The organism is Paraburkholderia dilworthii, from assembly GCF_000472525.1.
Classification (GTDB): Bacteria; Pseudomonadota; Gammaproteobacteria; order Burkholderiales; family Burkholderiaceae; genus Paraburkholderia; species Paraburkholderia dilworthii.
The window spans coordinates 155,853-169,662 of record NZ_AWZT01000007.1 but is presented as its reverse complement, the minus strand read 5'-3'; the positions used below and the strand labels follow the sequence as shown (position 1 = coordinate 169,662).

The window sequence follows — 13,810 nt, the reverse complement described above, 5'->3', positions numbered from 1 at the left end:
CATGGCGTTTCATGACTAACGGCAACCAATCCGGCAACTCGCGCGGCAACCCGGCCGGCAACGACGGCGTTCAGATTCGCGGCAGCATCCCTGCCATCATCACCCCGATGCTCGAAGACGGCAGCCTCGATCTGCCGGCATTTCGCAAACTGATCGACTGGCACGTCGCGGAGGGTACCAATGCGCTCGTCGTCGTCGGCACGAGTGGCGAGTCGGCCACGTTGTCGGTCGAAGAACACGTACTGATGGTCAAGACCGCGGTCGAGCACACTGCGGGCCGGATTCCGGTGATCGCGGGCTCGGGCGGCAATTCGACCACGGAAGCCATCGAACTCACGCGCCAGGCGAAAGAAGTCGGCGCTGATGCCACGCTGCAGGTCGTGCCGTACTACAACAAGCCGACGCAGGAAGGCATCTATCGCCATTTCGTGAAGATCGCCGAAACGGTCGATCTGCCGGTGATCCTGTACAACGTGCCGGGCCGCACGGTCGCGGACATGAGCAACGAGACCATTCTGCGTTGCGCACAGGTGCCGGGCATCATCGGTGTGAAAGAAGCGACCGGCAATATCGATCGCGCGGCGCATCTGGTCAAGTCGGCGCCGGCTCACTTTGGCATCTACAGCGGCGACGATCCCACGGCAATCGCGCTGATGCTGCTCGGCGGCCACGGCAATATTTCGGTCACGGCAAACGTCGCGCCGCGCGCGATGAGCGAGTTGTGCAAAGCCGCGCTTGCGGCGGACGCGAAGACCGCGCGCGAGATTCATCTGAAGCTCCTGTCGCTGCACAAGAACCTGTTCATCGAATCGAATCCGATTCCGGCGAAATGGGCACTGCAGCAATTGGGTCGTGTGCAGGGCGGAATCCGCCTGCCGCTCACGCCGCTCGACGCGCAATACCACGAAGTGGTGCGCGGCGCGCTGCGCGAAGCGGGTCTGCTCGGATAAGCGGTTCATCCGCGTATCCGCCAGCGCTCACTCAGCCCACCGGCATTCCCTTAACCGACGTCGATCCAGCCCACGTTCCCGCCACTCAGAACCAGGCACCGCGTTCCAGCATCACGAAGGACCTCATGAAACGTTCCGCACTTTCCCTCCACGCAACCCGCATGGCGGCGCTGACGCTTGCTCTGGTGACGCTCGCCGGCTGTGACACCCTGAACGACTGGTTTGCTTCAGATCGCGTGAACTACAAGGGCGCGGGCAGTGCGCCGCCGCTCGCGGTGCCCGGCGATCTGACGACCACGCCGACCGATCAGCGCTACGTCGCGCCGCCCGCCAATCTGGCGCTGGGCGGCGCGACGCAGCGCGCGGTCACGGCGGCCGGCAATTCCACGGAAGGCCAGCCGAGTGCGCAGGACCCGTACGGCATGCACATCGAGCGCGACGGTGACCGCCGCTGGCTGGTCGTAGATGGCCGTTCGCCGGAACAGCTGTGGCCGCAGTTGCAGGAGTTCTGGCAGGAAAACGGCTTCGCGCTGAAGACCGACGCGCCGGCTACCGGCATCATGGTGACCGACTGGGCCGAAAACCGCGCCAATATTCCGGACGACTGGTTCCGCCGTACGGTTGGCAAGGTAATTGACTTCGCTTATTCGTCGGGCACGCGGGACAGTTTCCGCACGCTCGTATCGCGCGGCCCGTCGGACACCACCGATATTTCCGTCACGCACAGTGCAATGGAAGAAGTGCTGACGGGGCAGGACAAGACATCGTCGCGCTGGGAAGAGCGTCCGCGCGATCCGGCGCTCGAAGCGCTGTTCCTCACGAAGCTGATGCAGAAATTCGGCCTGACCGAAAAGCAGTCGAAGCAACTGTTGACGGAAGCGCGCACGGCCGCGGCACCGGCTACGCTCGACAAGAGCGCGGGCACATCGACGCTCGATCTGCAGGAATCGTTCGACCGTGCATGGCTGCGCGTCGGCCTTGCGCTCGATCGCACCAACTTCACCGTCGACAACCGCGATCGTGCGAAGGGCATCTACTACGTGCGCTACGCCGATTCAATGCAGGAACTGAAGAAAGAAGGGCTCCTCGGCAAGCTGTTCTACAGCGGCAATTCGGCGAAGAAGCCGGGACAGGAGTTCCTCGTCAACGTGCGCCCGAAGGGTGACACGGTGACGCAAGTCGCGGTGCTCGACGCGAATGGGCAAATCGACAATTCGTCCGACGCCCAGCGCATCGTGACGCTCTTGCACGCCCAACTGAACTAACGGGCCGTGCGGTTCGCAAGTCTTGGCAGTGGCAGCGAAGGCAATGCATTGCTGGTGGAAGCGCAAAGCGGCGCGACCACCACGCGCGTGCTGCTCGACTGCGGCTTTTCGGCCAAGGAAGTCGAGCGGCGTTTGATGCGGCTCGGCGCGAGCGCCGACGGTCTCGATGCTATCGTAATCACTCACGAACACAGCGACCATATTGGCAGCGCCCTGACGCTGGCGCGCAAATGGTCGATTCCGCTCTATATGAGCTGGGGGACCGCCCGCGCGGTAGGCGCCGATGAAGCCGACGTCGATCTGCACGTGCTGTGGGGCGACGAGGCGGTGGCGATCGGCGACCTGAGCGTCCTTCCGTACACGGTCCCTCACGACGCCCGCGAGCCGTTGCAATACCTGTTCTCAAATGGCGCGAGCCGCCTTGGCGTCTTGACGGATGTCGGCACGTCCACGCCGCATATCAGCGCCGTCTTGAGCGGTTGCGACGCGCTCGTACTCGAATGCAACCACGATGTGCGGATGCTGGCCGGTAGCCGCTATCCGCAATCGCTGAAGGCGCGCATCGGTGGCAATCATGGGCATTTGAACAACGACGCGGCGGCCGACATTCTGGCCTCGCTCGATCGCTCGCGTCTGCGCCATCTGGTTGCCGCGCATTTGAGTCAGCAGAACAACTTGCCGGAGCTCGCGCAGGCCGCCGTGGCTAGCGTGCTGGGCGCGGCGCCGACCGAGGTGGTGGTGGCTTCCCAAGCCGAAGGTTTTGCCTGGCTGAGCGTGTGAGTTTCCGTGCGCTCGCTGCTTCGTCGTCAGAAGCGGCGGCGTAACGAAAAAGCCCATAACGATTGCTCGTTATGGGCTTTTCGGCAAGGCGAGCGTTTGCGGTGCCGCGCCTTTCTGGATCGAAACGTCAGACTTTAATTGCGGTTGCCGCCGAAGATGCCGAGCAGCGCGAGCAGGTTGACGAACACGTTGTACAGGTCGAGATAAATCGCGAGCGCAGCCGTGATGTAGTTCGTCTCCCCGCCGTTCACGACGCGTTGGACGTCGAACAGCATGTAGGCGGAGAAGATCACGATTGCCATGACGGAAACCGTGAGCATCAGCGCCGGCAAGTGCAGGAACACGTTCGCGACCGACGCCAGCAACAGCACGATCACGCCCATGAAGAGCCACTTGCCGAGACCGGAAAAGTCGCGCTTGCTGACGGTGGCGATGGTTGCCATCGAGGCGAAGATCACACCGGTGCCACCGAAGGCGAGCATGATGAGCGACGGGCCGTTGGAGAAACCCAGCACGAAGCCCAGAATGCGCGACAGCATCAGGCCCATGAAGAACGTGAAGCCGAGCAGCACGAACACGCCGGCGGCACTATCTTTTGTTTTCTCGATGGCGAACATGAAGCCGAAGGCGATCGCGAAGAACGCCAGCATGCTCATGGCCGGACTTGTGGCGGCGAACAGCGAGAAACCGGTGGCGAGGCCCACCCATGCGCCGAGCACTGTCGGAATCATGGACAGCGCGAGCAGCCAGTAGGTGTTTCGTAGCACGCGGTTACGCGTTTCGACCGTGCTGACTGCGCCAGTGCGGCCAAAGCTATACGGATGATCGTTCATGGTCTCTCCTTACGTCAGAAGCGTGTTGCGTGATGGTATCAGCGGTTTGTCCAGCGCTCTCGCAGCGGGCGGTGCCGGAGGCTCTTCGCTACCCGTTGCGGACTACCCGTTCCTAAGATTGATGCGGTGGCGAGGAGTTTCAATGCCTTCGGAGGTCTGGAAAGCATGTCATGGCCTACGCTACCAGCATTCAGAAACTCCTGCTTGGAGTCTTTCAGTGCTGTAAGGGTTCAATCGCAATCATACCCGGGAACATGCTACAATAGCGGATTCATTTGAATCTGTAACCTCTTAATTTTTTGGAGTTTTTATGGCGATCGAACGCACCCTGTCGATTATCAAGCCGGACGCAGTGGCCAAGAACGTGATCGGCCAGATCTACAGCCGTTTCGAAAGCGCTGGTCTGAAGATCGTGGCTTCGCGCATGGTCCATCTGTCGCGCGCCGACGCTGAAAAGTTCTACGCCGTGCACGTCGCACGTCCGTTCTTCAAGGACCTGGTCGAGTTCATGATCTCGGGTCCGGTGGTCGTGCAGGTGCTGGAAGGCGAAAACGCCGTCCTGAAGCACCGTGACCTGATGGGTGCGACGGATCCGAAGAAGGCCGAAAAGGGCACGATCCGCGCTGACTTCGCCGACAGCATCGACGCAAACGCGGTGCACGGTTCGGACGCCGCTGAAACGGCTGCGGTTGAAATTGCATTTTTCTTCCCGCAAGTGAACGTCTACTCGCGCTAAAGCTGGATTGCCCCGGCGGTCGGTGCAGCCGATTCGTTCAGTCACACGAATCGCCGGGCAAAGTAGTAAGGTAAGAGCAGCAGGGATGGGCGCGAATGGCTTTGCGTTCATGCAGCTTGTTGCATGAACGCAGTCTCGCACTGAAATGGCAGGATTCGATATGACGAGCAGTTCCACCGTCAACCTTCTCGACCTCGACGCCCAAGGGCTCGTCGCCTATTGCGACAGCCTGGGCGAGAAGCCGTTTCGCGCCAAGCAGTTGCAGCGCTGGATTCACCAGTACAACGCTGCGGACTTCGACGGCATGACCGATCTCGCGAAGTCCTTGCGCGAAAAACTCAAAGGCCGCGCTACGATCTCGATGCCGGGCATCGTCAGCGACCATATTTCCACCGACGGCACACGTAAGTGGCTGATCGACGTCGGCAACAGCAACGCAGTCGAAACTGTTTTCATCCCTGAGGAAACGCGTGGCACGCTGTGCGTGTCGTCGCAAGCGGGATGCGCGGTGAACTGCCGTTTCTGTTCGACCGGCAAGCAGGGTTTCTCCCGCAATCTCACAACCGGCGAGATCATTGGCCAGCTGCGCATGGCCGAGTTCGCGCTGCGCGCGTCGCGCGGCGTAGCTGGCGGCCGTGCCACGGGCGGTGACGGCAAGGGTGAGCGCGTTGTCACGAACGTTGTGATGATGGGCATGGGCGAGCCGCTCCTGAACTACGATGCCGTCGTGCCCGCCATGCGCCTGATGCTCGACGACAACGCTTATGGCTTGTCGCGCCGGCGCGTCACGTTGTCGACCTCGGGCGTCGTGCCCATGATGGACCGGCTTGGCGCCGATCTGCCGGTTGCACTGGCCGTTTCGTTGCATGCGCCGAGCGATCCGCTGCGCGACATGCTGGTGCCGCTGAACAAGAAGTACCCGCTGCGCGAATTGATGGCGGCCTGCCAGCGCTATTTGAAAGTCGCGCCGCGCGATTTCATTACGTTCGAATATTGCATGCTCGACGGCGTGAACGACAGCGAAGCGCAAGCGCGCGAACTGCTGGCGCTCACACGAGACGTCCCGTGCAAGTTCAATCTGATTCCGTTCAATCCGTTTCCCGAGTCGGGCCTCGTGCGCTCGAAGCAGGAGCAGATCAGGCGGTTCGCACAAGTGTTGATGGACGCGGGCGTCGTCACTACAGTGCGCAAAACACGCGGCGATGATATCGACGCTGCCTGCGGTCAGTTGGCCGGTGCGGTGAAAGACCGCACGCGCCTTGCTGAGCGCACCGGGAAGGCAGCGAAGGTCATCGAGGTTCGCGCCGTGTAGGTCGGGAGGGCGGCGCGTGCGGGTATTCGGCGCAAGACGCCGGAAAATGCTCAAAAGCGCTTCGCAACCCGGCGATTGAAAAGAAAGTTTGCAGAATCGATCGGAAGCGGCACAAGAGGCCGCGCATTTTGTTATAAACGGTCTGCGATTCGGACATGAGGTTTGGACCCGTCCGGTTGCACAAGTGAAAAAGAATCGACGCGAAAGGATTTGGGATGAGTGAGCCGCAGCACCCGCAGCCGCAGGACACAGACACGAACGAAGGCCACCCGGCATCTGTCACGCGGGCGGCGGTGCAGCCTGCGGTACAGCCCGTTGCGCAGTCGGGCCTCGAGTCGCTTGCGGCGGTTGGCGCGCGCCTGACCCAACTGCGCGAATCGAAGGGCTGGTCAATCGAAGACGTATCGGCCCGGCTCAAAGTAGCGCCCGCCAAGTTGCGTGGGCTCGAATCGGGCGACATTAGCCATTTGCCGGACACGACCTTTGCGCTTGGCGTCGTGCGCAGCTATGCGAAGATGCTCGGCGCCGATCCCGCGCCGTTTACACAGGCCTTGCGTCGTGAGAAAGGCGTGCCGGCACCGGATCTGTCGATGCCGGCATCTTCGGGCAAGGACTTGCCGCGCGGCCGCGTGTCGTTGTCGCTCGGCGGCGGTGCGCAAAAAAGCCGCTCGTGGTTATGGGGCGTGGCGGCGGTGATCGTCGCGGTGATCGCGCTCGCTATGTGGCACACCAATGGCGGGGAATCGACGGCATGGCTCGCGCGTTTGAAAGCGAGCGCGAATGGCGGATCCGGTGGCGCTACCGGCGTATCGGGCGCCGTTGCGCAAGGTTCGGCGGCAGGCTCCGAGGTTATTGCGCAAGAAGCCGCGTCCGAGCCCGAAACGCAGGCTGGAACGCAGAGTGCCGCATCGGCTACGCCGATGCCCGTGCCGCTCGCGGCTGGCACTGCGCCGGCTTCCGCGCCGCCCGTCACCGCGGCGCGAGGCGCGAACGCTCCGGCGGTGGTCGCCGGCGCATCGGCGGCAGCAGCGGCGCCGGTTGCCGGTTCGGCAATCATTGCGCTGCGCGTGGCTCAGGATAGCTGGTTCAGCGTGCGCGGCAAGGACGGCAAGGAAGTGTTCTCCGGCCTCGTGCATGCGGGCGATACGAAGGAAGTGACGGGCGAGGCGCCTTTCAAGGTCACGGTAGGCAACAAGGCCGGTCTTGAGTCGATCACGCTCAACGGTCAGCCGGTCGATCCGTCGAAGTATGCGGCGACGAAAGGCAACGTGGCGCGCTTCGCGCTGCCTTGATACACACGGTGTGCGCCGCGGCCAACCGGACCGTGGCGCGTTTTCAATTGAGGCGCTGCATTTTTGTGGCGCGTGCGGCGTAAATGGGTTTTTCGATGCAATCCGAAGCTCAATCCCAATCCAGTAGCAAGATCGTGTCTAACGAGCCGGTGTTCGGCGGCCAGGCTGCGCGGCGCAGGTCGCATGCGGTCGACGTCCGCTGGGGTGGCCAGCTCGTCACCATCGGGGGCGACGCGCCCGTGCGCGTCCAGTCGATGACCAACACGGACACCGCCGACGCCATCGGCACGGCTATCCAGATCAAGGAACTGGCGCAAGCCGGCTCCGAACTGGTGCGCATCACGGTGAACACGCCGGAGGCGGCCGCGGCGGTGCCGGCGGTGCGCGAGCAACTCGACCGCATGGGCGTGTCGGTGCCGCTGGTCGGCGATTTCCATTACAACGGCCACCTGCTGCTGCGCGATTACCCGGCGTGCGCGGAAGCGCTGTCGAAGTACCGGATCAATCCGGGCAACGTCGGCCACGGCGCGAAGCGCGACACCCAGTTCGCGCAGATGATCGAAGCGGCGGTGAAGTACGACAAGCCGGTGCGCATCGGCGTGAACTGGGGCAGTCTGGACCAGGACCTGCTCGCAAAAATGATGGACGAAAACGCTGCGCGCGCGACGCCGTGGGAAGCGCAAAGCGTCATGTACGAAGCGCTGATCCAGTCGGCGATCGGCTCGGCAGAGCGCGCGGTCGAACTCGGTCTCGCGCGCAACAAGATCATTCTGTCGTGCAAGGTGAGCGGCGTGCAGGACTTGATCGCCGTGTACCGCGAACTTGCGCGCCGTTGCGAGTTCGCGCTGCATCTCGGCTTGACGGAAGCGGGCATGGGATCGAAGGGCATCGTCGCGTCGACGGCGGCGTTGTCGGTGTTGCTTCAGCAGGGCATCGGCGACACGATCCGTATTTCGCTCACGCCGGAGCCGGGCGCATCGCGTACTGGCGAAGTGATCGTCGGCCAGGAAATTCTGCAGACGATGGGCCTGCGCTCGTTCACGCCGATGGTGATCGCGTGTCCCGGCTGCGGCCGCACAACCAGCACGCTGTTCCAGGAACTTGCATCGCAAATTCAGACGTATCTGCGCACGCAGATGCCGGTGTGGCGCGATCAGTATCCGGGCGTCGAGAAGATGCACGTCGCGGTGATGGGCTGCATTGTCAACGGTCCCGGCGAGTCGAAGCAGGCGAACATCGGCATCAGTTTGCCGGGCTCGGGCGAGAATCCGGCCGCGCCGGTGTTCATCGACGGCGAGAAGGTGAAGACGCTGCGCGGCGAGAACATTGCGCAGGAATTCCAGCAAATCGTGAGTGACTACGTCGAGCGCCGCTACGGCCGCGCCGAGGCACTCAACTAAACATCGGCTATCGAAGACAGATGACTGAACAGAAGAAAAAGCTCGAAAAGCTGTCCGGCGTGAAGGGCATGAATGACATCCTTCCGCAGGACGCCGGGTTGTGGGAGTTTTTCGAAACTACCGTCAAGTCGATGCTGCGTTCGTACGGATACCAGAATATTCGTACACCGATCGTCGAACATACGCAGCTCTTCACACGCGGTATCGGCGAAGTCACCGACATTGTCGAGAAAGAGATGTACAGCTTCACCGACGCGTTGAACGGTGAAAATCTGACCATGCGCCCGGAAAACACGGCAGCGGTGGTGCGTGCGGCGATCGAGCACAACATGCTGTACGACGGCCCGAAGCGCCTGTGGTACATCGGCCCCATGTTCCGGCACGAGCGTCCGCAGCGTGGCCGTTATCGCCAGTTCCATCAGGTGGGCGTGGAAGCGTTGGGCTTTGCCGGTCCGGACGCCGACGCTGAAATCATCATGATCTGCCAGCGCCTGTGGGACGACCTGGGCTTGACGGGCATCAAGCTTGAAATCAATTCGCTCGGCCTCGCGGAAGAACGCGCGGCGCATCGCGTCGAACTCATCGCATACCTCGAAAAGCACATGGAGGTGCTGGACGAAGATGCGAAGCGGCGCCTCCACACGAACCCGCTGCGCGTGCTCGATACGAAGAATCCTGCGTTGCAGGACGTCGCGCAGAATGCGCCGAAACTGATCGACTTTCTCGGCGAGGAATCGCGCGCGCACTTCGAAGGTTTGCAACGCATTCTGAAGGCGAACAACATTCCGTTCAGGATCAATCCGCGTCTCGTGCGCGGTCTCGATTATTACAATCTGACCGTGTTCGAATGGGTGACGGACAAGCTCGGCGCGCAGGGCACCGTCGCGGCGGGCGGCCGTTATGATCCGCTGATCGAACAGCTCGGCGGCAAGCCCACTGCGGCTTGCGGCTGGGCGATGGGCATCGAGCGGATTCTCGAGTTGCTGAAGGAAGATCAACTCGTGCCGGAAGATGAAGGCTGCGATGTGTACGTAGTGCATCAAGGCGACGCGGCCCGCGAGCAAGCCTTCATCATTGCCGAGCGGCTGCGCGACACGGGTCTCGACGTGATCCTGCATTGCAGCGCCGACGGTCAATCCGCGAGCTTCAAATCACAAATGAAGCGCGCCGACGCAAGCGGCGCCGCGTTCGCGGTGGTGCTCGGCGAAGATGAGATCGCCAACGGCACGGTCGGGGTCAAACCGCTGCGAGATACGCATGCTAACGGCGGTAAAAACGAGCAACATAACGTGCCCGCCGAAGACTTGACCGAATTTCTAATCAATGCGATGGTTGCAACCGCCGAAGACGGCGAAGACTGATCGCGATGTCGTCGAGCCGGTTGGTTCCCGATCGGACTCGACACGCACACGTAGCAAGAAAGAGGAAATCGCCGGGCAATGAGTTACCACGACGAACAAGAATCGATTGAAGGTCTGAAGGCTTGGTGGGCGCAGTGGGGTAATGCAACCACGTGGATCGTGCTGGTGGTGCTGGTCGCCGCAGCCGGCTGGAACGGCTGGAATTTCTGGCAGCGGCGCCAGGCGGCGGAAGCCGCTGTGCTGTACGACCAGGTGCAGCAGGCCGTGGCATCGGGCGACAAGGCGAAGATCACGCGCGTCGCCGCCGACATGGAAGACAAGTTCAGCCGCACGGCGTACGCGCAAATGACCGCGCTTGGCGCCGCCAAGGCGCTCTACGCCGCAGGCGACGAAGCAGCGGCGAAAGCCCAGTTGCAATGGACGATCGATCATGCGAAGGACGACGAGTTCAAGCAGATCGCACGGCTGCGCCTTGCTTCGCTGCTGCTCGACGAAAAGGCTTACGACCAGGGTCTCGCACTGCTCGCCGAGCCGCAGTCCGACGCGTTCAAGGGCGTCGTCGCCAACGGCCGCGGCGATCTGCTGGCCGCTCAAGGCAAACGTGACGACGCGCGTGCGGCCTACAAGCTCGCGATCGAATCTCTGCCGAAGAGCGACAGCTCGGCGCGCCAGTTGATCCAGTTCAAACTGGATGCGCTGGGTGGCTAAGCGCCGCGTGCGGCGCGCCGCATGCAACGACCAACCGGTCTTTCTTTAAACCTATTTCCTGAATGCTTCGTCCACCGATGAATCTGCTGAAACGTTACGCTGTGCCCGTTGTCTGTGCGATGACCGTCCTCGCTCTCGCGGCATGCTCATCCACGAAAGACGAGCGCCGCGTGCCGACGCCGCTCACCGAGTTCAAACCCGTGCTCGACGTGCAGCAAGCCTGGAAGACGAGCGTCGGGAAGGCAGGCCGTTATCTGTTCTCGCCCGTCGCGGTCGGCGACGCCGTTTATGCGGCCGGTGCAAACGGCTCGGTCGCGAAAATCGACGCGCAAACCGGTAAGGACGTCTGGCGAGTCAAGCTGCACGACGACATCTCCGCAGGTGTGGGCAGCGACGGCACGCTGACGGCGGTCGGCGGCCTGAAGGGCGACGTCTACGTACTCGGCGCGGACGGCAAGCAACTGTGGACGGCCAAGGCGCCCGGCGAAATCATTTCGCCGCCGCTCGTCGGTAATGGTCTCGTTGTCGTGCGTACTGTGGACGGACAGATCGTCGCATTCAATGCACAAACCGGCGAGCAGAAGTGGAACTACCGCAATCGCGCGGTGCCGCTGAATCTGCGTGTGTCGTCGGGTATGACTTTCGCGGGCGACGCGGCGGTGCTGGCCGGTTTCCCCGGCGGCGCATTTGCCGCGATCAACCTGCAGACGGGCGAGAATTACTGGCAAACGCCGGTCTCCTATCCGAAAGGCGTGACGGAAGTGGAGCGCATCAACGACGTGACCGGGCCGCCCACGCTGGTCGGTTCGGAAACGTGCGCCGTGACGTTCCAAGGGCAGATCGGCTGTTTCGACGCGAACTCGGGCCGTGCGCTGTGGGAAAAGGCGTTCTCGAGCGCGAGCGGTCTCGCGCAGGACGACCGCGCGGTCGTCGCAGCGGACGACTGGTCGGTCGTATCCGCATTCGACGTCACCAACGGCACTCAACTGTGGAAGAACGACAAGCTGAAGAATCGCGAACTGGGCGTGCCGTTCATCCTCGGTCATGCGGCCGTGCTGGGCGACTATCAGGGCTATGTGCACTTCCTTTCGCGCGACGACGGCACGTTGGTCGCACGCGTGAAGACGGACGGCAGCGCGATCACCGCGGCGCCGGTGCTGGCCGGCGAAACGCTTGTCGTGCAAACGCGCGACGGCGACCTGTACGGTTATCGCCCGCGCTAATCCGACAGAAAGCATATTGAACGCGCAGGCCGGCTTTGCCGGCCGCGCGTTTTTTGCGGCGCGTGCGGTTGCAGTGTTCCTGGCGTTCCGCAGCGCACCCGGGGCCCCGCAGGCGGCATCGCCAAGGAAGTATAGAAATGGAATCCCGTCGCACTGGCTGTGTCGACGGGCCGACAAAGCGGCTGAGATAATCGGCCGACAAAAGCAGCCGACAAAAAGCAGCTGAGAAAGCGGCTTAAGAGAGCGGTGAACAAGAGCAGCGGCCAAGGGCAGCGCACAGAAACGGCGCATAAAAGCGGCGCACACCGGGGCCAAACAGAAGCGGCCCATGTGGCCTTGGTCACTGCTTGTAGCGCCGCCTTCCAGGCATTGCAAGACGGCAGCGCAATTCGCGAGCGAACCGCCCCGCAGCAAGGGAAAGCCTCGTAGCCTGGCCGCGCGGCGCATACAGCTAAACCCCCGTCCGCCTCGGCGCGCATATGGACAGCGCATCCGGGGCTGGCCGAATTCGTGATAATTTTCGTCAAACGCTGCCGTCTAGCGGCGCAATGGCGTCGCAACGCGGACGGTCGATTCCGATCCGCGTTTCACCGTGAACAACATCTGATGAAACCCGTTATTGCCCTCGTAGGGCGCCCCAATGTGGGGAAATCCACGCTCTTCAATCGTCTCACGCGTTCGCGTGATGCGCTCGTCGCCGATTTGCCCGGCCTCACACGCGATCGCCACTACGGCGAAGGGCGCACCGGCGAGCGGCCGTACCTGGTTGTCGACACGGGCGGTTTCGAGCCCGTCGCGAAAGACGGCATCCTGCACGAGATGGCGCGTCAGACGCGTCAGGCGGTCGAGGAATCGGACATCGTCGTGTTCATCGTCGACGGGCGCAATGGTCTTGCGCCGCAGGACAAGTCGATTGCCGACTATCTGCGCAAGACTGGCCGGCCGATCTTCCTCGTCGTCAACAAGGCTGAGGGGATGAAGTACAGCACGGTCGCCGCCGACTTTTACGAGCTCGGCCTCGGTGATCCGCGCGCGATTTCCGCTGCGCACGGCGACGGCGTGACGGAAATGATCAACGAGGCGCTCGGCGTCGCGTATGCGGGTCAACCGGAAGAGAGCGACGACGAAAAGGAAGCGCGCGGCGTGAAGATCGCGATCGTCGGCCGTCCGAACGTCGGCAAGTCCACATTGATCAACGCGCTGGTCGGCGAAGAACGCGTGATCGCATTCGACATGCCGGGCACTACGCGCGATTCGATCTACGTCGACTTCGAGCGCCAGGGCAAGCCGTACACGCTGATCGATACGGCTGGTTTGCGCCGTCGCGGCAAGGTGTTCGAAGCGATCGAAAAGTTCTCGGTGGTGAAAACGCTGCAGTCGATTTCGGACGCGAATGTCGTGATTCTGCTGCTCGATGCACGCCAGGACATTTCGGAGCAGGACGCGCATATCGCCGGTTTCGTGGTGGAGCAGGGCCGCGCGCTGGTGGTCGGCGTGAACAAGTGGGACGGGCTCGACTCGCATGTGCGCGAACGCACCAAAGCCGATCTGGAACGCAAACTAAAATTCCTCGACTTCGCCAAATTTCATTTCATTTCCGCTGCGGAAAAGTCTGGGATTGGTCCGTTGATGCGCTCGGTCGACGACGCGTACGCCGCGGCAATGGCCAAGCTGCCGACGCCGAAGCTCACGCGCGCGCTGATCGATGCAGTGGAGTTCCAGCAACCGCGTCGCCGAGGTCCGGTGCGGCCGAAATTGCGCTACGCACACCAGGGCGGACAGAATCCGCCGATCATAGTGATTCACGGCAACGCGCTCGACGCGATCACCGAAACGTACAAACGCTACCTTGAAAACCGCTTCCGTGAAACTTTCAAGCTGACCGGGACTCCATTGCGAATAGAGTTCAGATCGTCGACGAACCCTTACGCGGACAAAGGCTGAAACCCG

At 62.3% G+C, this 13,810-nt stretch carries 12 protein-coding genes; 11 read left to right on the top strand and 1 reads right to left on the bottom strand.

The genetic code is table 11. From position 1 onward, the window contains the following. Positions 1-11 precede the first annotated feature (11 nt). The 3 genes from dapA to F759_RS0109395 all read left to right on the top strand — a co-directional run bounded on the left by dapA (position 12) and on the right by F759_RS0109395 (position 2,995). The gene (gene dapA / locus F759_RS0109405; RefSeq protein WP_027799623.1) at positions 12-950 is read left to right on the top strand and encodes a 4-hydroxy-tetrahydrodipicolinate synthase; all 939 of its coding nucleotides are present in this window, start codon (positions 12-14) and stop codon (positions 948-950) included. Between the two features lie 125 nt (positions 951-1,075). Beyond that, complete coding sequence (gene bamC, locus F759_RS0109400) at positions 1,076-2,215, top strand: outer membrane protein assembly factor BamC (RefSeq protein WP_027799622.1); 1,140 nt, start codon at positions 1,076-1,078, stop codon at positions 2,213-2,215. A gap of 6 nt (positions 2,216-2,221) precedes the next feature. Next, positions 2,222-2,995: an MBL fold metallo-hydrolase gene (locus F759_RS0109395; RefSeq protein WP_027799621.1), complete on the top strand. Its 774-nt coding sequence runs from the start codon at positions 2,222-2,224 to the stop codon at positions 2,993-2,995. A gap of 134 nt (positions 2,996-3,129) precedes the next feature. On the opposite strand, the gene F759_RS0109390 is transcribed toward F759_RS0109395, so the two are convergent. Beyond that, positions 3,130-3,828, bottom strand: a complete 699-nt coding sequence (locus tag F759_RS0109390; RefSeq protein ID WP_027799620.1) for a Bax inhibitor-1/YccA family protein — start codon at positions 3,826-3,828, stop codon at positions 3,130-3,132. Positions 3,829-4,138: 310 nt separating this feature from the next. Here F759_RS0109390 and ndk point away from each other — a divergent pair, with 310 nt between their 5' ends. The 8 genes from ndk (at position 4,139) to der (ending at position 13,804) form a co-directional block, all read left to right on the top strand. Beyond that, positions 4,139-4,564: a nucleoside-diphosphate kinase gene (gene ndk / locus F759_RS0109385; protein WP_027799619.1), complete on the top strand. Its 426-nt coding sequence runs from the start codon at positions 4,139-4,141 to the stop codon at positions 4,562-4,564. Positions 4,565-4,724: 160 nt separating this feature from the next. Then, positions 4,725-5,876 (top strand): 23S rRNA (adenine(2503)-C(2))-methyltransferase RlmN, encoded by a 1,152-nt coding sequence (rlmN, locus tag F759_RS0109380; protein WP_027799618.1) that lies wholly within the window; start codon positions 4,725-4,727, stop codon positions 5,874-5,876. 215 nt (positions 5,877-6,091) lie between these two features. Next, on the top strand, positions 6,092-7,168 hold the full coding sequence (locus tag F759_RS0109375; RefSeq protein ID WP_027799617.1) for a helix-turn-helix domain-containing protein: 1,077 nt from the start codon (positions 6,092-6,094) through the stop codon (positions 7,166-7,168). Positions 7,169-7,251: 83 nt separating this feature from the next. Next, on the top strand, positions 7,252-8,568 hold the full coding sequence (gene ispG, locus F759_RS0109370) for a flavodoxin-dependent (E)-4-hydroxy-3-methylbut-2-enyl-diphosphate synthase (protein ID WP_027799616.1): 1,317 nt from the start codon (positions 7,252-7,254) through the stop codon (positions 8,566-8,568). A gap of 20 nt (positions 8,569-8,588) precedes the next feature. Next, positions 8,589-9,929 (top strand): histidine--tRNA ligase, encoded by a 1,341-nt coding sequence (gene hisS / locus F759_RS0109365; RefSeq protein WP_027799615.1) that lies wholly within the window; start codon positions 8,589-8,591, stop codon positions 9,927-9,929. Positions 9,930-10,007: 78 nt separating this feature from the next. Next, complete coding sequence (locus tag F759_RS0109360) at positions 10,008-10,637, top strand: YfgM family protein (protein ID WP_027799614.1); 630 nt, start codon at positions 10,008-10,010, stop codon at positions 10,635-10,637. A gap of 77 nt (positions 10,638-10,714) precedes the next feature. Further along, positions 10,715-11,860, top strand: coding sequence for an outer membrane protein assembly factor BamB (bamB, locus tag F759_RS0109355; protein WP_027799613.1), 1,146 nt, complete (start codon positions 10,715-10,717; stop codon positions 11,858-11,860). Between the two features lie 606 nt (positions 11,861-12,466). Next, positions 12,467-13,804, top strand: a complete 1,338-nt coding sequence (gene der, locus F759_RS0109350; protein ID WP_027799612.1) for a ribosome biogenesis GTPase Der — start codon at positions 12,467-12,469, stop codon at positions 13,802-13,804. Positions 13,805-13,810 lie beyond the last annotated feature (6 nt).

What these genes read in the sequence shown, in the direction of transcription:
- dapA (WP_027799623.1), top strand. Translation starts at nt 12, where the DNA reads ATGACTAACGGCAACCAATCCGGCAACTCGCGCGGCAACCCGGCCGGC.
- bamC (WP_027799622.1), top strand. Translation starts at nt 1,076, where the DNA reads ATGAAACGTTCCGCACTTTCCCTCCACGCAACCCGCATGGCGGCGCTG.
- F759_RS0109390 (WP_027799620.1), bottom strand. Translation starts at nt 3,828, where the DNA reads ATGAACGATCATCCGTATAGCTTTGGCCGCACTGGCGCAGTCAGCACG.
- ndk (WP_027799619.1), top strand. Translation starts at nt 4,139, where the DNA reads ATGGCGATCGAACGCACCCTGTCGATTATCAAGCCGGACGCAGTGGCC.
- rlmN (WP_027799618.1), top strand. Translation starts at nt 4,725, where the DNA reads ATGACGAGCAGTTCCACCGTCAACCTTCTCGACCTCGACGCCCAAGGG.
- F759_RS0109375 (WP_027799617.1), top strand. Translation starts at nt 6,092, where the DNA reads ATGAGTGAGCCGCAGCACCCGCAGCCGCAGGACACAGACACGAACGAA.
- ispG (WP_027799616.1), top strand. Translation starts at nt 7,252, where the DNA reads ATGGGTTTTTCGATGCAATCCGAAGCTCAATCCCAATCCAGTAGCAAG.
- hisS (WP_027799615.1), top strand. Translation starts at nt 8,589, where the DNA reads ATGACTGAACAGAAGAAAAAGCTCGAAAAGCTGTCCGGCGTGAAGGGC.
- F759_RS0109360 (WP_027799614.1), top strand. Translation starts at nt 10,008, where the DNA reads ATGAGTTACCACGACGAACAAGAATCGATTGAAGGTCTGAAGGCTTGG.
- bamB (WP_027799613.1), top strand. Translation starts at nt 10,715, where the DNA reads ATGAATCTGCTGAAACGTTACGCTGTGCCCGTTGTCTGTGCGATGACC.
- der (WP_027799612.1), top strand. Translation starts at nt 12,467, where the DNA reads ATGAAACCCGTTATTGCCCTCGTAGGGCGCCCCAATGTGGGGAAATCC.